The organism is Streptomyces sp. NPDC048288, assembly GCF_043201555.1.
GTDB lineage: Bacteria > Actinomycetota > Actinomycetes > Streptomycetales > Streptomycetaceae > Streptomyces.
The window spans coordinates 432,167-451,070 of sequence record NZ_JBICZD010000007.1 but is presented as its reverse complement, the minus strand read 5'-3'; the positions used below and the strand labels follow the sequence as shown (position 1 = coordinate 451,070).

The window sequence follows — 18,904 nt, the reverse complement described above, 5'->3', positions numbered from 1 at the left end:
TCAAACGAGCTGGATGGCCTTGGTCTCAAGGAACTCTTCGAGGCCGTAGCGGCCGAGTTCACGGCCGTTTCCGGACTGCTTGTAGCCGCCGAAGGGCGCGGCGATGTTGAACTCGGCTCCGTTGACGTCGACTTGGCCGGTGCGCAGTCGCCGGGCGATCGCCAGGCCGGCTTCCGTGGTCGCGGCCCAGACGCCGCCGTGCAGCCCGTAGCGGCTGTCGTTGGCGAGGGCGATCGCCTCGTCGAGGGTGTCGTAGGAGAGGATCACCAGGACCGGGCCGAAGATCTCCTCCTGGGCGATGGCCATGTCCGGGCGCACGTCGCCGAAGACGGTCGCCTTCGCGTGGTTGCCGTTCTCCGGTCGGCCGTCCGGATGTCCGGGGCCGCCGGTGATCAGCGTGGCTCCGGCGTCGAGTCCGGCCGCGACATAGGACTGCACGCGCGCGTACTGGTCACGAGAGACCAACGGGCCCAGCTCGGGCTCGATCTCGGCGGCGACGCGGGCGGCGATCCGGGTGACCTCGTCCCTCGCGGAGCGCGGGGCGATGAGCCGGGTCCAGGCGTTGCAGCACTGCCCGGAGTTGGTCATGCAGTACCGCACGGTCGCGGTGACCGCCTGCTCCAGGTCCGCGTCGGGGGTGACCAGGCTGGCCGACTTGCCGCCGAGTTCCAGCGCGACGCGCTTGATGGTCGGGGCGGCGGCCTGGCTGACCAGGCTGCCCGCGCGCGTCGATCCGGTGAAGGACACCATGTCGACATCGGGATGGCGGCTCATGGCGTCACCGACGAGGGGACCGGTGCCGAAGACCAGGTTGAACACGCCTGCGGGAAAGCCGACTTCGTCGAGGAGTTCGGCGAACCGGTGGGTCGCGAGCGGCGTCAGCTCGGCCGGTTTGGCCACGACCGTGCAGCCCGCGGCCAGCGCCGGGACGACCTTGGCGACGAGCTGGTACAGCGGGTAGTTCCACGGCAGGATCGCGGCGACCACGCCGATCGGCTCGCGGGTGATGAGCGAGTTGCCGATGCGCTCCTCGTCGGGTTCGTGGGCGAGTTGGGCCACACAGTCGTCGATGATGGCGATCGGCGTACCGACGTGCTCGCTCAGCGCGAACTCCCCCGGTGCGCCCATCTCCGTCTCGATCAGCCGGGCCAACTCCTCGGCGTGCAGTCGTAGTCGCTGGTTGAGGGAACCGAGCAGCCGGGCTCGCTCGGCGCGTGACGTGGCCGCCCAGTCCGCGAAGGCCGCGCGGGCGGCGGCGACGGCCGCGTCGACGTCGGCGGTGCCGCCGGCCGGAGCGGAGCCCACGACCAGGTTGGTGGCCGGGTCGGTGACGGGCGTTCGGTCATCGGTCGTCGGCGGGCACCAACGGCCGTTGATGTAGTGGGACTTGATGTCGGTCATGGTCGGTCCTCGTCAGGGATGTCGGTCGTGAGCACGATCAGTGCGTCCACGGCTCGGGCGGCGCCGTCCGCGGCGCAGATGATCGGGTTGATGTCGATCTCGCCGACGCGTGGCGCGCCGCGCGCCAGGGCGTCCATGGCCAGCAGCGCGGCGACCAGCGGCTCGTGCCAGGTCTCAAGGCCGGCTTGTCCGATCAGGGGCCGCAGTGAATCGGGGGTGAGAGGGCCGGCAAAGGTGACCGGCGTGGTGCTCTCGACCTGGGTGCCGCCGCGTCCCAGCGCGTAGACCGGTCCCCAGTCCGGATCGCGCACCATGCCGCAGAACACCTCAAGGCCGGGGGCGACCTGTTCGGCGACGAGCACGCGGCCCGCGAGTCGCGTCGCGGCGTCGGACACCGCGTCGGGACTGGTGAGGTCGAGCAGGACGCCTCCCTCACGTGCCTTGTGGGCCGGGCCGTCCGTCTTGACGACCACCGGGAAACCGATCTCCCTCGCCGCCGCTGCGGCGGCGTCGGCCGACTCGGCGAGGACGCGCCGGGCGAAGGCGACGCCGGTGCGTTCCAGCAGCGCGGAGGACACGAACTCGGAGAGCGAGCCGGCCGGCAGCCCGGCCAGTTCCTCGACGAGGCCGGCACCCCGTGGGGGCGGAACCGCCGCGGTGACTCGCGGGGACCAGACAGCCGCTCGGGCGATCGCCGTCAGGCCGGGCCCGATGCCCTTGAGGAGGCAGACGTCGTGCTCGGCGGCGTAGCGGGCGAGGTCCTCGGGCGGGTCGGTGTGATGCACCGTGGTCACCGCGGTGAAGACGTTCGCACGACGTCCCGCGTCGGCGAGGGCGCGTACGACCGCCCCGCACCAGGTCTGTTCGGTCCCGCCCCGGTGGCGGGACAGGTCGACCTGCCCGATCAGCAGGTCGTACACACCGGCTTCGGCCAGCGCCTCGATCGCGGTCGAGAACGCGGCCACCGGTTCGGCGATCGCCCACGGGTCGAGCGGGTTGCTCGTCGGCAGCAGCGGGTGGCCGGCGCGCAGGCGTTGCCGTATCCGCTCGGGAAGGGCGGGAAAGGTCAGCCCGTTGGGCTCGGCGTGGTCGCCCAGCAGGGCGGCCTCGGCCCCGGACTCGGTGACCGCGCCGATCCTGGTCCCGGTGGGTCGGCGCGCGGTCGAGAACACGCCGAGGAGTTCGATCATCTCCGGCAGGTCGTCGACCTGGAGGACACCGTGGGAGCGCAGTACGGCGGAGAAGGCCGCCTGCGATCCGACGATCGCACCGGTGTGCGCGAGGGCGGCGCGGCGGGCCTGTTCACTGCGTCCGACCTTCAGGCACACCACGGGCTTGCCCTCCTCGCCCGCGAGACGCAAGGCCTCGCGGAACGCTGTGGGCCGTCGCACCGTTTCCAGGAACAGCCCGATCACCCTGGTCGCCGGATCGGCCGCGAAGTGGGCGACCCAGTCGGCGGCGTCGCGGTTGAGTTCCGCGCCGCAGGAGACGACGCCACTGAACCCGTAGCGCGGGCCGAGGGCGAGGAAGGCGTCGGCTATCGACCCGGATTGACTGACGATCGCGACCGAGCCCGGCAGGAAGGACGCGGGGATGGTGCCGAGCCAGGCCGAGGGCGAGTCCGGGCGGGCGGAGCCCATGCAGTTCGGGCCGAGCACCGCCGCACCGGAGTCGTCGGCGAGCTGACGCAACTCCCGTACGGCGGCCGGTCCTTCGGGGCCGGCTTCGACCCCGAGGCCGGGGACCACGAACGACCGTACGCCGAGTGCGAGAGCGTCCCGCATGCTCGTCGCGATCGTGGCCGGACCGACGGCGAGCACGGCGAGTTCCGGCGGGGCCGGCAGCGCGGACAGGGACGGGACGCACCGCAGTCCCGCCACTTCGGGGTTGCTCGGATGGACTCCCGCCGCGTCGACGGTGCCCCGCCGGACGTTGGCGACGAGTTCGAGGTTGCGGCGCGAAGCTCCGACCAGGGCGACCGACCGGGGAGTGAGGATGCCACTCAGGCCATTGGTACGCGGCGCATCTCGTGAGGCGCCGGCCAGTGGCCGGACAGCGGACCGCTCGCTGGTCACTAGCGGGTCACCGCGGCCACGAAGGCGCGGAAGTTCTCCGCGAACAGGTCGATGTCGGCCTGGTCGTGCTGCGCCGACAGCAGCCACTGCTCGACCTTGCCCCACGGCGGCAGGAACGCCCCTCCGTTGTGCTGCACCAGCCAGTGGGCGTGGCTGTAGCGGTCGTCGACGCCGAGGAAGTCCCGGAAGTCACGGACCTGTTCCGGCTTGAAGGTGACGCAGCCCTTCGCGCCGACGCTGACGACGTTCCACCGCACGCCCGCCTCCGCGACGGTCTGCTCCATCTGCTGCTGGAGAGAGGCGGAGAGACGGTCGAGGTGGGCGTAGGTCTCGTCGGTCAGTACCTCGGCGAGGGTGGCACGGGCGGCGGCCATGGCCAGGGGGTTGCCGTTGAAGGTGCCGACCTGCTCGTACCGGCCGTCGACGATCGCCCCCATGACCTCGGCACTGCCGCCGATGGCCGCCACCGAGATGCCGCCGCCCAGCGCCTTGGCCAGGCACACGATGTCCGGTACGACGCCGTAGCGTGCGGTCGCTCCGCCGGGGCCGGTGGTGAAACCGGTCTTGACCTCGTCGAAGGTCAGCAGTGCGCCGTGCTCGTGGAGGAGGGTGCGCAGGCCGTCGAGGTAGCCGGGGTCGGGCGGGATGATGCCCGCGTTCATCATGACCGGTTCGAGGATCATGCCGGCGATGCGGCCCCGGTGCTCGACGAGCGCCCGCTCGATCGCGGCCAGGTCGTTGAAGGGGACGATCACGGCGAGGTCGGTGATCGCGCGCGGGATGCCGCCGTTGGCGGTCACGCGGTTCGGCCGTTCCCGGCTGCCGATCAGGTCGGCGTCCGGCATCACCGACACCTGCACCGAGTCGTGGTGGCCGTGGTATCCGCCCTCCAGCTTGAGGTACATGTCGCGGCCGGTCACGGTGCGCATGAGGTGGATCGCGTCCATGGTGGACTCGGTGCCGGAGTTGCCGAAGCGCCACAGCGGCAGGTCGAACCTGCGGGACAGCTCCCGGCCGACCCAGATGGCGTCCTCGGTCGGCTGGGCGAAGTGGGTGCCGCGGCGGACCCGGTCGGAGACCGCGGCGACGATGGCGGGGTGCGCGTGACCGGCGATCGAGGCGCCGTAGCCGCCGTGCATGTCCACGTACTCGTTGCCGTCGACGTCGTACACCTTCGATCCGGCGCCGTGGCTCATCCACACGGCCTGCGGCTTGGCGATCTGCCAGCTCGACGTGGCGCCACCGGCGAGGTACCGGCTCGCTTCGGCGACCAGCTCCGCGCTGCGCGGCTGGCGCTTCAAGAAGATTTCCTGCTGCTCGGCGATGACCGCGTCGACCGCGTCGACACCGTGTGATTCCCGGACCTGAGGCATGAGGGAGCCCGACCTTTCGACGCATCTAATAAACGTTCATTTAAAAGTGTGGTTAGGGGCGGGCATCCATGTCAAGGGCACCGGGGGCCAGGAACGACACAGCGGGAACCGACGAGGCCGGTTCCCGCTGCGGTGGGTTCGGCGTCAGGGAATGAGGCCGAACTCCTCGATCATGGAGCCGGGGACGTGGTAGCCGTCCTGGTCGCGGATGCGGTCGATGTGCGCGGCGATGTCCTCGGCGGTGGCGACCGGGGCGTCGAACGGGACGTGGTGTCCTTCGGTGACGCCGATGAAGACGCGGGCATAGCGGCCGCGGGCGATGGAGAACGCCTCGCGGTTGTAGGGGTTGGCCTCGCTGGCGAGGTAGGAGGCCAGGGCGGTGACCATCTCGGGTTCGAAGTGGGCGGGCGTGGTCGGCATCCCGACCAGGGTGTCGGGGTTCATGTCCGCGGCCATGCGACCGCCGGCGGCCGGGAGGACGGTGTTGACCCGGATGCCGTGCGGGGCGCCTTCGAGGGCGACGACGTTGGCGAGACCCAGCACCGCACCCTTGGCGGCGGCGTAGTTGGCCTGCTCGGGGCTGCCGAAGATGCCCGCGGCGGACGAGGTGAACACGATGCGGCCGTACCCCTTGTCCCGCATGACCTCGAACGCGGGCTGGGTGACGTAGAAGGCGCCCTTCACATGGACGGCCAGGAGGGACTCGATGGCCTCCGGCGTCAGCTCGGTGAAGGGGGCGTTGCGGATGTTGCCCGCGTTGTTGATCAGGACGTCCACCGTGCCGAAGGCGTCGAGGGCGGCCCGCACGACGGCCTTGCCGCCTTCGGGGGTGGCGACCGAGTCGTAGTTGGCGACGGCTTCGCCACCGGCGGCGGTGATCTCCTTGACGACCTGGTCGGCCATGGCGGTTCCGCCGCCGGTGCCGGCGATGTCGCCCCCGAGGTCGTTGACGACGATCTTCGCGCCGCGTGCCGCGAGATCGAGAGCGTGGGCGCGGCCCAGCCCGCCTCCGGCACCCGTGACGATCGCTACGCGTCCCTCGAATGAAATTCCGGTCATGGTGATCACTTCCTTGTGCTGGTGCATGAAGACCCGAGGTCCGCTGAAAGGATATGCCTACTTGGCACAACGTGCCAGATTCTGTTGATGTCAAGATGGACGGAGCGAGGGAGAGAGAGGCATCGTGGGATCGGCAGGCAAGGCACCGCCCGGGCTGCGTGAACGGCGCAAGCTGTCCGTGCAGCAGGACATCGCGCTGACCGCGATGGACCTCTTCGAGCGTCAGGGCTTCGTCCACACCACCGTCGAGCAGATCGCGGAAACCGCGGGCATCTCGCTGCGTACCTTCTACCGGCACTGCCCCGTCAAGGAGGAGGCGCTGACCCCGTTGCTGGTGGAGGGCGTCAACGAACTGGTCGCCGAGCTGGCACGCCGCCCGGCAGCCGAGCCGCTGCCCGAGGCGGCGCGGACTGCGCTGCTCCAGGCGTGCCGGATGTCCGGCGCCGAGACCCGGCGTACTGCCCGCGTCATGCTGGACGAGCCCTCGCTCAAGGCCCGCTGGCTCGCGGCCGGACGCCGGGCCCAGGACCTGCTCACTCCTGTCGTCGCCGCCCGGATGGGCCCCGGCGCGTCCGAACTCGCCGCTGCCGCCAAGGCGGGACTGCTGATCAGCGTGGCCACCACGGCGCTGGAGTACTGGGCCCGTACCGAGGGAGCCGGAACCCTGGACGCCGTAGCGGCCGAGGCGTTCGCCGCCGCCGAGAACTTCTGACCCGAGCCGGAAGCCCTCAGCGATCAGCGGTCAGCGCTCAGCCCGGCTCGGCCGGAAGGCGGACGCGCACCCGGTAGCCGCCCTCTGCGGTGGGGCCCGCCACGAAGCTGCCGCGCAGCATGTCGGCGCGTTCCTGGAGGCCGATCAGGCCGTGGTGGGCTCCGGGAAGCGGGAGGGAGGGCCGGGTCGACGGGGTGTTGGTGACGGTGACGCCGACGTGATGGTCGTCCTGCCACAGCTCCACGGTCGCCGTGGCTCCGGGGGCGTGCTTGCGGACGTTGGTCAGCGCTTCCTGCACGGTGCGGTAGATCGCCCGCTGGGTGGGGGTGCCGACCCGGGCCGGAAGGTCACCGGACAGCTTCGTGGCGATACCGCTGGACGCCACGAGCCGCTGGAGGTCGGCCAGGGTGGGCTGCGGGGTCAGTTCGGTGCTGTCGCCGCCGGAGGCGCGCAGGAGGGTGACCATGGTGCGGAGTTCGTCGAGCGTGGCGACGCCGAGGGAACGGATGACACCGGCGGCCTCCTGGGCATGGGCGTCGCGGGCCGCGACCTGGAGGGCTCCGGCCTGGACGGCGATCAGGCTGACCTGGTGGGAGACGACGTCGTGCATCTCCCGGGCGAGCTGGGCGCGTTCGCGGGCCAGCAGGGTCTGCGCGTGCAGCTCCCGTTCGTACTCCTTGGCCGTCTGGATCTCCACGAGCCGTTGCGACAGGTCTCGTTGGGCTTGGACCAGCTGGCCGAGCAGGACGGGAGCGGTAGCCGTCGCCAGGGTGTAGACGAAGGTGAACACGGTCCAGGTCCCGCCCAGCGAGCCGTGACCGTCGAACGGTGACGGGATGACGGTGACCACCGCGAACACCGTGGCGCACGCCGCGAGCAGACGGCGATCACGCGACCGCGCGGCCAGGGTGAACAGAGCCACCAGCGGGGCCACGACGATGTCCAGGAGCAGGGTGGCCGGCAGCGTCAGCAGGAACACGGTGAGCGGAGAACGCCGGCGGAAGACCAGAGCCACGCAGGCGAGCATGAGCAACGCCACCAGAAGCGGTGACCAGCTCCATGCGTTGAACCACATGTCGAGCACGGCGAGTACGACGACGACCGCGTCGAGCGCCGGCCGGGGGATTCGGTCCCACCTCCGTCGCCACGGAGTCATGAGCCACTCCCCTGCTTACTCCCCTGCGTACTCCCCTGCCTGCTCCCTTGCGCACGGCCCTGCCCGCCCTGGCCGTCGTCCAGAAGTCCAGCCCGCTGTGCGAGCAGCGCCGCCTGCACTCTCCCGGCCACCCGGAGCTTGGCCAGGATCGCGCTGACGTGATCCTTGACCGTGGCGGCGCTGAGGTGCAGGCGGTTTCCGATGTCCGGGTTGGAGAGGCCGTCGGCGATCAGGACGAGCACATCCCGCTCCCGGTCACTGAGCCGTTCCACTCGGGCCGCCTCCTCGCCGGAGGAGCCGGCGCCGGGGCGGGCGGTCAGCAGCGTCCGGGACGCCTTCGGGGACATGACCACCCCGCCGGCCGCGAGGCTGCGCACCAGCTGGGCCAGTTGACCGGGTTCGGTGTCCTTGAGCAGGAAGCCGGCTGCTCCCGAGTGCAGCGCGGTGAGGACGTACTCGTCGGTGTCGAACGTGGTCAGCATCGCCACCGTCGGCGGCGGCCGCAGCGCCCGGAGCCGCTGCAGGACGGTGAGTCCGTCCACGTCCGGCATCCGGATGTCGAGGAGGACGACGTCCGGCCGGCGGTCGCGCACCACGGCCACCGCGTCCGCGCCGACCGCGGTGGCCACGACCTCGATGCCGTCCGCGGCGTTGAGGATCAGCTCGAAACCGGAGCGGACCAGTGCCTCGTCATCGACGACCACCACTCGGATCATCGTGGGTCCCGCCTCGCCATGTGCGCCACCTGCCGTGTGAGTTGCCGTTCGTCGCCATCCAAGCAGGCTCCGGGGCGGGACGGTCGGTTCGCGGATCAGATCCGTCAGCCGAGGGCCCCTTTGAACTTCGGGTCGCTGTACACGACCTTGCCGCCTACCATCGTCAGCAGCGTCTTCGTCGCGGCGACGTTCGCGTCGGACACCTGCTTCATGTGCTCCGTGCGGGCCTTCGGGTCGCCTTTGCGCAGGGCCGGCGACACGTCGAACAGTTTGCGCAGGTCGCGATCGATGACGATCAGGTCGGCGAGCTTACCCTTCGCGATCGACCCCACCTCGTCGTCACGGTGCATCTGGTAGGCGACTCCGATGGTCGCCGCCTTCACCGCCTGCGGGAAGGTGACCATGTTGTGCTCGCCGAGGCGGCCCGGGTAGATCGCGCGCTTCGGATCGGGTCGTCCCTCCCTTGTCGTGGCCTCCTCGATCCCCGTCCACGGCCGCCACGGAGGCGTGGCGGGCCAGTCGTTGCCGAAGGCCAGGACCGCGCCCGACCTGACCAGGCGGCCGGCCGGGTAGATCTCGGCCATCGACTTGGGCGCGACATATCCCTCGGTCGCGTCGACAGTCCACATGTTGCGCTCGAACCACACCGGCGACATGCTCGCCACGACCCCGAGCTTCCCGAACCGCGGGATGTCGCTGTCACGGACGAACTCGTCGTGGGCGATCGTCGCACGGCGGTCCCACGACGGGTTGTGCGCCTTGTTCGCCGCGAAGTTGTCGAGCGCCTCCCGCACCGCCCGGTCCCCGATCGCGTGCACGTGGATCGACCAGTGCGCCTCGTCCAGCTTCTTGAACCCGGCAGCCGAGTCCGAGCACGACGGGTCCTCGCCCCTCCGGTCCCCCGGCACGAACTCGGGCTTCTCCCGGGTGCCGATGTTCTTCCGGTACGGGTCGATCATCGCCGCCGTCTGTCCGGGGTACTCCGCCACTCCGTCGCAGAAGATCTTCACGGTGTCGACCGTGATGTCGCCGGGGCTCGCCGGATCCCGGTAGCCGTCGTATTCGGCGCGGACCGCGTTCAGTTCGGCGACGGCCTGGTCCAGGGCCTTCGGATCCGTTTCGCCGCGGAAGGCGTCGCCCGCGAGGGCCTGGTTGACCCGCACGGTGAGCTTGCCCTGCTTGGCCAGCTGCTTCAGTTCGTCGGAGACGCCGAAGCCCGGGTGCAGGAGGGAGGTGATGCCGACGCGGTTCGCGTTCCGGTAGTCCTTGGCCGCCCCGCCCCCGGCATCGGGCCCGCTGTCCTCGGGGTACGGTCCCCAGTCGCCGGAGTAGTCGGCGAACTGGCCGTTCGGGTACCCGTCGGCGTCGCGGCCGATGAAGCCGCCGGGCGGAGCGGGGGTGTCGGCGTCGAGGCCGGCGTTGCGGATCGCCTTGGTGTTGGTGAAGGTCTGGTGTTCGCCCATGTCACCGATGACGATCGGCCGTGTCGTCCCCGTCCCGAACTCGTCCTCCGAGGGGTCCTTGCTGAGCCGGTCGAGCTCGTGGCGCGTCAGCGTGGTGCCGTGCGGCAGCATTCCGTTGCCGTTGAACTGGCTCGCCGACAGCACGGAGTCGGTCTTGAGGTACTTGGCCTGGTCGTCACGGAGCAGACATGCCTTGAGCTTGGCCAGGACCGCCTCGACCGTGCCGCCTTCGTAGTTCATCACGCAGGTGCCGCTCGCCCCGCTGTGGAAGTGGCCGTCGCCCAGGCCCGGCATGAGGATCCTGCCGTTCAGGTCGATCACCCGGGTCCTGGGGCCGATCAGCCTGCGGGCGTCGTGGTCGCCGCCGACGTACGCGATGCGGCCGTCCTTCACCGCCACGGCGCTTGCCCAGTCGACTTCGTGCGACATGAGATTCCCGCTCTCCGGATAGAGCAGCACCTGCCCGTGGAGGAAGACGGTGTCGGCCCGGACCGCGGCCGACGGCTCATCGGTGAGAGCCAGGACGGTCGCCGAGACCGTCAGGCATGACACCGACGCGACAAGGCCCCATCGCCGAAGCGTGCTTCGTTCACTCATGCGTGTGTCCCCTCCCGGGCCACGGCCCCCGCGCCGAGGCGCCTCAGGACCCTCACCGCGGCCTCCTTGCCGCTGCTGTACGACAGGTCGACCCGGAACGTCACGATGCCGGCCCAGAACAGGACGCCGTCCACCGGCTTGTAGATCTCCCGCTCGTTCTCCACGCCGAAGTCGGGGTAGGCGCCACGGGCGTACGGATCGCGCGACCAGTCGTACATGAACGCGTTGCGGAACATCAGGTCCCGTCGGCCGGTGACGGCGCGCATCCTGCCGAGGGCATCCCGGTAACGGCGTGCCACGGGCTGCGTCAGCAACCGCCGTGCCGTGGGGCCCTCGTACCACACGACCAGCACCTGACCGTCGTAGCCGGGTATGCCCGCCGAGGCGTTCCAGTACCCGTCGGGGTCGTAGATCTCGTCCGCGGCATACGGCAGGACCGGCCTCGGGAACTCCAGCAGGATCTTGGCCACCGGCAGGTACTTCACCGCCTTCAGCGCCTCGGTCTTCGCGGCCGGCAGCGGCGGTGCGAACCGTACGTCCCCGTGCTGGAGGACACCGGCGGGCAGCGCCACGACGCAGGTCCGGGCGCGGAAGGTCACCGGCTTCCCGTCCTGTTCCGCGTGGACGGCCACGCCCGCCCGCGTGTACCGGACCGTGCGGACGACCGTGCCCAGCCGGATGGCGGGCCCGGCGGCCAGCGGTCGCAGGATCTGGTCGTAGCCGCCGATGATCCGGAAGTTGGAGCCGGCCACCGGCTGGACCGTCCGCTCCCAGGGGTCACCGGGCCGCTCGCGGTTGAGCGTGATCCTCATGCGGTGGGTGGCCACTCCGGACTCGCGGAGCAGCGGCCAGGTGGAGACGTCGTCGCCGTGCACCAACTCGGCGCCGCGCTCGATCGGGACGGGCATCGTGCCGCGGTCGGTCCACATGCGTCCGCCGATGCGGTCCCTCGCCTCGACGACGAGGACCCGCTTGCCCCGGTCGGCGAGATCGCGGGCGGCGGCCAGGCCGGACATTCCCGCGCCGACGACGATGGTGTCGTAGCGGGCGGCGGACGACGGGGGTGTCGAGGCGTCGCCGTGCGCGTCGAGTGATACGACGCCTAAGGGCACCGCGGCGCCGGCGCCCGCCGCCAGCGCCGCGCCGACGACCCAGCGCCTGCCGAGTCGGACTCCGGTCATGGGGATCTCCGTTCTGGAGCGGTTGGGTCTCCAGAATCAGCGGTCCCGGACCGGTCCCCCATCCGCCGGGCTTCCGCCGTCACCCCGCCGCTCGGTGGCCGGGACCCCGCCGGGTGGCGGGGCCGGCACACCGACGGGGGGCGCGCCCGGTCTCGGTTCGGGCTGGTCCGGACGCTCTTGACCTCGGTGTGGGACTCGATGGCCGCCCAGCCCATCTCGCGGCCGACGCCGGAGGACTTCATGCCGCCCCAGGTGGCGCCCGCGTCGAGGCCCCGCATCATGTTGATCCACACGGTGCCGGCCTTGACCTGCCGGGCCAGGCGGTTCGCGGTGCCGGTGTCACGGGACCAGATGGCGGCGGCGAGGCCGTAGTCGGTGTCGTTGGCCAGGGCTGCGAGTTCGTCGGGGTCGTCGTACGGGAGGACCGTGAGGCCCGGGCCGGAGATCTCCTCGCGGGCCACGCGCATGTGCTGCCTGACGCCCGCGAAGACGGTCGGCCGGAAGAAGAGCCGTCGGCGAGGTCCGCCTCCTCGGGGCGGCTGCCGCCGGTGCGGAGTGCGGCCCCTTCGGCCTTGCCCATGCCCACGTAGTCGGTGACCTGGCGGAGCTGGTCGGCCGAGACGAGGGGGCCGAGGTGGGTGCCGGGGTCGAGGCCGTTGCCCAGGCGCAGGGTCGCGGCGGCGCCCGCGAGCTTGTCCGCGAACTCGTCGTGGCGCTTGGCGTCGACGTGGAAGCGGGTGTAAGCGGCGCTGGCCCGGCCGGAGTTGAGCAGCCCGCCGAGCGGGTTGCCCTCCAGGACGCCGTGGACGTCGACGGCGGCGATGCTCGGTGCCTTGCCGCCCAGTTCCAGGGACACCTTCTTCAGTGCACGACCGCACTGCGCGCCGGTCTCCCGGCCGACGGCCGTGGAACCGGTGAAGGCGATCCTCTTCACCAGCGGATGGGCGGCCAGCGCCGTGCCGGTCTCCGCGCCGCCGGTGACGACGCTGACCACGCCCGCCGGGACTCCGGCCTGCTCGATGAGTTCGGCCAGGCGAAGAGTGGACAGCGGGGGAGGCCGTCACCGGCGAGGCCGTGATCGAGCCGGGCGCCTTCGCCGACCTCGGCGCCCTGATGGCCGAACTGCACCGTCGTACGGCGGAACCGCCCCGCGCGAAGGTGTCCGTCAGGCCGCCGTGGGACACGGACGGCATGCTGGGCGACCGGGCGGTCCGGGGCGACCCGCGCCGGGCGTTCACGCCCGGCACCCCCGGGAAGGCGACCATGGCCTCCGCGTTCCCCCGGCTGGACGCCGCGCTGCGCGCCTACGGCGCCGGCGCCGACCGCTACGGCGCGATCCACGCCGACTTCACCCCCGAGAACGTGTTGGTCGGGGACGGCCGGATGACCGTCATCGACTTCGACGACAGCGGCGACGGCTACTACCTCTTCGACCTCGCGACGGCCGCCTTCTTCTGTCTGCCCGATCCGCGCGCCGACGAGGATCTCGCGATGTGGCCCGCCCTGCTGCTGGCGCGCGGGCCCACCTGTCCGGGCTCGGCGGTGGACCGGCCCGGGGACGGGACCTCGGACTTCATCCTGGAACAGGTGCGGCCGCCGGTCGTGGAGCCGGCGGAGAAGTTCGCGATGTCCGCCGCGGTGTGACGGCGGTGCAGGCCGGCCATCAACTCGATACTCGCGCGTCTCGATACGTTACCGTATTCATATGACCGAGACTCCGATCACGACAGGACGCCGCCGCCCGGCCGCCACCTACGGGCCCGCGCGCGATGCCGCCCGGGACGCCCGCATCATCGAGGCGACCCTGGACCTGCTCGCGGAGGAGGGCTATGCCGCGCTGACGATGGGCGAGGTCGCCGTCCGGGCGGAGGTCGGCAAGGCCACGGTGTACCGGCGCTGGGCGTCCCGGGAGGACCTGGTCGCGGACGCGCTCGAATCGCTGGACTTCCACACACTGCCGGACGACGGCTCACTCCGGCCCACGCGACTGCGCGACGACCTGGTGCACACCCTGACCGGCACCTCCGGGTGCACAGGTGAGCGCGGCTCCCGGCTGGGCGCGGTCCTCCTCGCCACCACGCGCAGCAATCCCGAGGTGACCTCCGCGCTGCGCAAGCGCTACGTCGCGGCCCAGCGGGCCGGCGTCGCCGACTGCCTGCGCCGGGCCGAGGCGCGCGGAGACGTCGACGCCGGCCGGGTCGAGGAGCTGCTGGCGCCCGGACGTCTGGAGATCACGGCGGCGATAGCCCTGATCATGCATCAGCCGCTCTTCGAGGAAGGGCCGTTGGACACGGCCGCCGTCGGGCGGATCGTGGACCAGGTGCTGATGCCGCTCATCGCGGGGCCGCGACAGCGGGGTTGAGCACGGCCCGGCGAAGGCTTCAGCGGGTTGCCGCCATGGCGTCGACCGGGGTCACCAGGCCCGCCGCCCGCAGGCTGTCGGCGAGTTCCCGCAGGGACCACAGCTGCGCCTCGGGACTGTGGGCCGTGAGCAGGACCATCAGCTCGTCGGGGCGGGTCGCTTCGAGGAGCGCGCGCATCCGGTTCACGACCGTCTCCGGACCGCCGACGACCATTCCGGCACGCGCCTGCCGGGCGACGGCTCGTTCCGCGTCCGTCCAGGGGTGGGCGGCCGCCGTCTCCGGCGAGAGGAAGGGGGAGTTCAGCCCCTGCGTCAGGCGGGTGTAGCCCAACTGGTAGCCGGTGGAGAGCCGTTCGGCCGTGGCGTCGTCCTCGCCGATCACGGTGAGGACGGTCAGGATCGCGCGCGGGACGGGGAATGCCTCCGACGGCTTGAACGTCTCGCGATAGGAGCGGATCGCGCGGGCGGCCCGGTCGGGATCGGGTGTGATGTGGTGCCCGAAGGCATACCCGAGCCCCAACTCCCCTGCCAGAGCCGCGGTGTCGCCGCTGGAGCCCGCGAGCCACATCGGCACCGGCGTCGGCGGGAGCGGCTCGGGACGTACGGTCGCGTAGGGGTGGTCCGCGGGCCACTCGTGCCCCTGGTGGCCGGTGAAGGCGAGCAGTTCGGCGAGCTGCCGGGAGAAGTCGTTGTCGGCGCCGCCGCGCAGGGCGTGCGCGGTGACACCGTCGGTGCCCGGTGCCCGGCCGAAGGACATCTCGGTGCGGCCGGGATGCATCCAGCACAGGACGGACATCGCCTCCGCCGCGCGCAGCGGGGTGCTGTTGCCGAGCAGGTAGGCGCCGGTACCGACGGTGATCCGGGTGGTGCGGTCGGCGGCGTACAGGGCCATCAGCTCCGGCACCGGGCCCGCGCCGAAGGGGTTGTTGTGGTGCTCCCCGAACCAGACGCGCCGGTAGCCGAGTTCCTCGGCCAGGCGCGTCCGGGCGAGCGCCACGGCGATCGCGGCGCCCGCGTCGGCGTCCTCGGGCATGGCGACGGGGTCGAGCAGCGACAGTGTCACAGGTTCCATACTCGATACTCTATCGTCTCGATACGGTACTGTTTCGAGTGCGACAAGAACCTCCGAAGGAGATCCCCCATGTCCCGACTGGGCTCCGTCCCGCTGTCCGTCCTGGATCTGGCGACCGTCGGCTCCGGCAGTACCGACGCCGAGGCCGTCAACCGCTCCGTCGATCTCGCCCGGCATGTGGAGGCGCTGGGATACCGGCGGTTCTGGACCGCCGAGCACCACAGCATCCCGTCGGTGGCCAGCAGCTCGCCCGACCTCCTGGCGCTGCGCGTCGCGGACGCCACCTCGACCATCCGGGTCGGCGCCGGGGGCGTGATGCTGCCCAACCACTCCCCGCTCCAGGTCGCCGAGCGCTATCTCACCCTTGAGGCCTTCCACCCCGGCCGCATCGACCTCGGGCTCGGCCGCGCCCCGGGCGGCGACCTGCGCACCGCACACGCCGTGCGCCGCTCGGACGCCCTCGACTTCGGCAGCCAGATCGACGAGCTGACCGGCTTCCTGGACGGGACGCTGCCCGCCGGGCACCGGTACGCGGGCATCCGGGCCCTGCCCCAGGGACCGAGCCGGCCGACCCTGTGGCTGCTCGGGTCCAGCATGGCGAGCGCCTCCCTCGCGGCGGCGCGGGGAGAGCGCTACGTGTTCGCCGCGCACCTCGCTCCCCACCTCGCCGGAGCGTCCGTGCGGCACTACCGGGAGCGGTTCCGGCCGAGTCCGGCCCTGAAGCAGCCGTACGCCGTCGCCTCGGCCGCGGTGATCGCCGCCGAGGACGACATACGGGCCGAGCGGCTGGCCGGTTCCAGCGCGCTGGCCTTCGTCCACACGACCACCGGGCGACTGCATCACATCCCGAGCCCGGAGGAGGTGGACGCGCACCGCTGGACCGACCAGGAGCGGGCCGTCGGCCAGTCCTACCTCCAGGGGCAGATCATCGGGGGCCCGAAGACGGTCGAGGCCGGGCTGACGGACCTGCTCGAAACCACCGGCGCCGACGAACTCATGGTCACCGCGACCGTGCACTCCGCCGCCGACCACCGCCGGAGCTACGAGATCATCGCCGAGGTCGCCGCGGGCGCGAAGGCGTCCCGCTGATGACTGCGCGCTCCCTTGAGGACCTGACGGCGCCCGCGTGCCCCGGCCAGGTCCGGCACTCCGTCGTCACGGTCACGGCCGGGCTGCGCGAGCCGTCGTCCACGCGCCTGCTCGCCGACCGCCTCAGCGCGGCCACCGGCGCGCAACTCTCCGCCGATGGTGCGTCGTTCAGCACACACACGATCGAACTGCGCGACCACGCCCACGACGTCGTCGACGCCCTGCTGACCGGCCGCACCAGCGCCTCCCTCGCCGAGGCGGTCGCGGCCGTCACCGGCGCGAACGCCCTGATCGCCGTGACGCCCGTGTTCTCGGCGGCGTATTCGGGTCTGTTCAAGTCGTTCGTCGACATCCTGGACAAGGAATCCCTCGTCGACAGGCCCGTGCTGCTGGGCGCGACCGGAGGCTCGCCGAGGCATCAGCTGGCGCTCGACCACTCACTGCGGCCGCTCTTCGCCCACCTGCGCGCCGACACCGTTCCCACGGCGGTGTTCGCCGCCCCCGAGGACTGGAGCCCCGAGGGCGAGGACCGCCTGGCGGAGCGGATCGGCCGGGCCGCGGGCCAGTTGGCCGCCCGTGTGACGGTCCGCGCCGGGATCCGGCGCACCCATTGACCCATCCCGACGCAAAGGGCACGACATGAACTCCACCACCCCACGGCGCTCGATGATGCTCGGCGCCCAGGTCATGAACTACGGGTCCGCGGAGGCCGCCTGGCGCTGGCCCGGCAGCGATCCGCGGACCTATCTGAACCCGGACACCTGGGCCGAGACGGCTCTCGCGGCCGAGCGCGGCAAGTTCCAGTTCCTGTTCATCGCCGACCACCCCGCGGTCCGCGAGGACCTGACCCACCACAAGCCCTCGGCCACGATCGACCCGATCGTGCTCGTCAGCCATGTGATCGGCCGCACCAGCCGCATCGGCGTCGTGCTGACCCAGTCGACGACGTTCAACTTCCCCTACACCGTGGCCCGTCAGCTCAAGGCCCTGGACCTGCTCAGCGGCGGCCGGATCGGCTGGAACGCCGTCACCACCCAGGAACCCGGCATCGCCGCGAACTTCGGCGTCCCCGTCGCCGACCGGACCACCCGGTACGAGCGGGCCCACGAGTTCGTCCAGCTCGTCCAGGCCCTGTGGGGCAGCTGGGGGCCCGACGCGCTCAAACTCGACACGGACACCGGGGTGTTCGCCGACGCCTCCGAGATCCGCCCCATCGACCTCGGCGGCCGGCATGTCGCCTCACGCGGCCCGCTGCCCATCCCGCCCTCACCGCAGGGACAGCCGATCCTCTTCCAGGCGGGCGGCGGCGCCGAGGCGCTCACTCTCGCCGGGAGCTACGCCTCGGGCGTCTACTCCATGGCCACCGACATCGAGACCGGACGCGAACACCGCCTCGCCCTCGGCGAGGCGGCCACGCGGGCGGGCCGCGGGCCCGAGGACGTCAGACTCTTCATGGGCGCCTTCACCACCGTCGCGGACAGCACCGAGGAGGCGCTGGCCCGCCGTGAGGAACTGCTGCGACTGTCCCCGACCCCGGTGTCCGCGAAGCTGCGGCACCTCTCCGCGCTCGTGGGTCTCGACATCCCCGCGAGCGGGCTCCGCGAGCCACTGCCCGCCGGGGACCGTGCGGCGCTGCGCCCCGCGCCCTACCAGTTGCACTCCGAGAAGGCGGTGCGCCTGCTGAAGGAGGGGCGCTCCCCCTTCGAGGTCATCCTTCGGGGCGTCACCGACTTCCACACGACCTTCCTCGGCAGTCCCGAGGAGATCGCCGACGAGATGCAGGAGCTCTTCGAGGCCGGCGCCTGCGACGGTTTCGTCATCGCCCCCGATGTGGTGAGCGACGGCCTGCCCGCGTTCGCGGAGAAGGTGATCCCGGTCCTGCAGCGCCGTGGCCTCTTCCACGAGGACTACGCATCCGCCACGCTCCGCGGGCACTTCGGCGCCCCGCACCAGTACGGCCGCGCCCTGGCGCCCGCGCGCACCGGGGGCAGCTGACACGGCGGAGCCGGGCCCGATCACTTGCCCGGACTGATCCCCTGGACGGCGAGTGCGAGCAGCCGGGCCGCCTCCGTCGCGGGGGCCGGGTGCTGCTCGGTGGCCAGGACGATCCCCACGATCAGGGTGACCAGGTCGGCGGCGGTGGTGCCGGGTGCGACCGCTCCGGCCTGCGCGGCACGCCGTACCAGGGGCTCGGCCGCCGCGTGGAGCCTGGGCGAGCAGGTGCCGTCGTCGTCGTGCTCGGCGATGCCGTCCGGAAGCAGGAGGGTCGCCAGTCCGCGCGAGGCGGCGACGTAGGCGGCGAGGGCATCGAGCCACTCCAGCAGGGCCGCCCTCGGGTCGCTGTGCCCCACCAGCTCGCGGGCGTCGGCGCACAGCACCTCGGTCTCCTCGCTGAAGACGGCCTCCAACAGCGCCCGGCGGCCGGGGAAGTGCCGACGGACGGTCGCGGAGCCGACCCCCGCCACCCGGGCGATCTGTTCCAGGGAGGCGTCTGCTCCATGAGCGGCGACCTCCTTCTCCGCGACGGCGAGGATGTGCGCGTAGTTGCGCCTGGCGTCTGCGCGCCGACCTGCCATGAGTCCGCCTCCGAGGTGCTGGGCCGGGGGGAACTGGTGATACCCGCCACTTCGCGATCGTAGCCAATGACC

Annotated in this window: 16 protein-coding genes and 1 pseudogene; 6 read left to right on the top strand and 11 right to left on the bottom strand. The window is 71.7% G+C overall.

The window, feature by feature from the left end:
* From ACGFZS_RS26930 to ACGFZS_RS26915, 4 genes are all read right to left on the bottom strand, one after another.
* The gene (locus tag ACGFZS_RS26930; protein WP_393662218.1) at nt 1–1,392 is read right to left on the bottom strand and encodes an aldehyde dehydrogenase family protein; all 1,392 of its coding nucleotides are present in this window, start codon (nt 1,390–1,392) and stop codon (nt 1–3) included.
* 5 nt (nt 1,393–1,397) lie between these two features.
* On the bottom strand, nt 1,398–3,476 hold the full coding sequence (locus ACGFZS_RS26925) for an acetate--CoA ligase family protein (RefSeq protein WP_393797276.1): 2,079 nt from the start codon (nt 3,474–3,476) through the stop codon (nt 1,398–1,400).
* Complete coding sequence (locus ACGFZS_RS26920) at nt 3,476–4,849, bottom strand: aspartate aminotransferase family protein (protein WP_393797275.1); 1,374 nt, start codon at nt 4,847–4,849, stop codon at nt 3,476–3,478. The genes ACGFZS_RS26925 and ACGFZS_RS26920 overlap by 1 nt, the downstream gene beginning before the upstream one ends.
* Before the next feature lie 144 nt (nt 4,850–4,993).
* Nucleotides 4,994–5,908, bottom strand: a complete 915-nt coding sequence (locus ACGFZS_RS26915) for an SDR family NAD(P)-dependent oxidoreductase (RefSeq protein WP_393797274.1) — start codon at nt 5,906–5,908, stop codon at nt 4,994–4,996.
* A gap of 124 nt (nt 5,909–6,032) precedes the next feature.
* Between ACGFZS_RS26915 and ACGFZS_RS26910 the strand changes: the two genes are divergently transcribed.
* Complete coding sequence (locus tag ACGFZS_RS26910) at nt 6,033–6,620, top strand: TetR/AcrR family transcriptional regulator (protein WP_393797273.1); 588 nt, start codon at nt 6,033–6,035, stop codon at nt 6,618–6,620.
* A gap of 37 nt (nt 6,621–6,657) precedes the next feature.
* Here ACGFZS_RS26910 and ACGFZS_RS26905 read toward each other — a convergent pair whose 3' ends face one another.
* From ACGFZS_RS26905 to ACGFZS_RS26885, 5 genes and pseudogenes are all read right to left on the bottom strand, one after another.
* Nucleotides 6,658–7,776 carry a sensor histidine kinase gene (locus ACGFZS_RS26905; RefSeq protein ID WP_393797272.1) on the bottom strand — a complete coding sequence of 373 codons (1,119 nt, stop codon included), beginning with the start codon at nt 7,774–7,776 and terminating at the stop codon, nt 6,658–6,660.
* Entirely contained in the window at nt 7,773–8,492 is a 720-nt protein-coding gene (locus tag ACGFZS_RS26900) for a response regulator (RefSeq protein ID WP_393797271.1), read from the bottom strand. Before ACGFZS_RS26900 ends, ACGFZS_RS26905 begins: the two co-directional genes overlap by 4 nt.
* A 104-nt stretch (nt 8,493–8,596) precedes the next feature.
* Nucleotides 8,597–10,552, bottom strand: a complete 1,956-nt coding sequence (locus tag ACGFZS_RS26895) for an amidohydrolase (protein ID WP_393659962.1) — start codon at nt 10,550–10,552, stop codon at nt 8,597–8,599.
* Complete coding sequence (locus ACGFZS_RS26890) at nt 10,549–11,733, bottom strand: flavin monoamine oxidase family protein (protein ID WP_393659960.1); 1,185 nt, start codon at nt 11,731–11,733, stop codon at nt 10,549–10,551. Before ACGFZS_RS26890 ends, ACGFZS_RS26895 begins: the two co-directional genes overlap by 4 nt.
* Nucleotides 11,730–12,727, bottom strand: a pseudogene (locus ACGFZS_RS26885) (aldehyde dehydrogenase family protein). The gene ACGFZS_RS26890 and the pseudogene ACGFZS_RS26885 overlap by 4 nt, the downstream one beginning before the upstream one ends.
* An 80-nt stretch (nt 12,728–12,807) precedes the next feature.
* Between ACGFZS_RS26885 and ACGFZS_RS26880 the strand changes: the two are divergent.
* Together ACGFZS_RS26880 and ACGFZS_RS26875 are read left to right on the top strand one after the other, a co-directional pair.
* Nucleotides 12,808–13,377, top strand: coding sequence for a phosphotransferase enzyme family protein (locus tag ACGFZS_RS26880; RefSeq protein ID WP_393797270.1), 570 nt, complete (start codon nt 12,808–12,810; stop codon nt 13,375–13,377).
* Nucleotides 13,378–13,438: 61 nt separating this feature from the next.
* Entirely contained in the window at nt 13,439–14,095 is a 657-nt protein-coding gene (locus ACGFZS_RS26875; RefSeq protein ID WP_393659955.1) for a TetR/AcrR family transcriptional regulator, read from the top strand.
* 19 nt (nt 14,096–14,114) lie between these two features.
* Here the strand turns inward: ACGFZS_RS26875 and ACGFZS_RS26870 are convergent, their stop codons facing one another.
* Nucleotides 14,115–15,167, bottom strand: coding sequence for an MsnO8 family LLM class oxidoreductase (locus ACGFZS_RS26870; RefSeq protein ID WP_393659953.1), 1,053 nt, complete (start codon nt 15,165–15,167; stop codon nt 14,115–14,117).
* 69 nt (nt 15,168–15,236) lie between these two features.
* Here ACGFZS_RS26870 and ACGFZS_RS26865 point away from each other — a divergent pair, with 69 nt between their 5' ends.
* Genes ACGFZS_RS26865 through ACGFZS_RS26855 form a run of 3 tightly spaced genes read left to right on the top strand, consistent with a single transcriptional unit; the run spans nt 15,237 to nt 18,251 of the window.
* Entirely contained in the window at nt 15,237–16,256 is a 1,020-nt protein-coding gene (locus ACGFZS_RS26865) for an LLM class flavin-dependent oxidoreductase (RefSeq protein ID WP_393659951.1), read from the top strand.
* Complete coding sequence (locus ACGFZS_RS26860; protein WP_393797269.1) at nt 16,256–16,870, top strand: CE1759 family FMN reductase; 615 nt, start codon at nt 16,256–16,258, stop codon at nt 16,868–16,870. The genes ACGFZS_RS26865 and ACGFZS_RS26860 overlap by 1 nt, the downstream gene beginning before the upstream one ends.
* Nucleotides 16,871–16,895: 25 nt before the next feature.
* Entirely contained in the window at nt 16,896–18,251 is a 1,356-nt protein-coding gene (locus tag ACGFZS_RS26855) for an NtaA/DmoA family FMN-dependent monooxygenase (RefSeq protein ID WP_393659947.1), read from the top strand.
* Nucleotides 18,252–18,271: 20 nt separating this feature from the next.
* On the opposite strand, the gene ACGFZS_RS26850 is transcribed toward ACGFZS_RS26855, so the two are convergent.
* On the bottom strand, nt 18,272–18,832 hold the full coding sequence (locus tag ACGFZS_RS26850; protein WP_393797268.1) for a TetR/AcrR family transcriptional regulator: 561 nt from the start codon (nt 18,830–18,832) through the stop codon (nt 18,272–18,274).
* Nucleotides 18,833–18,904 lie beyond the last annotated feature (72 nt).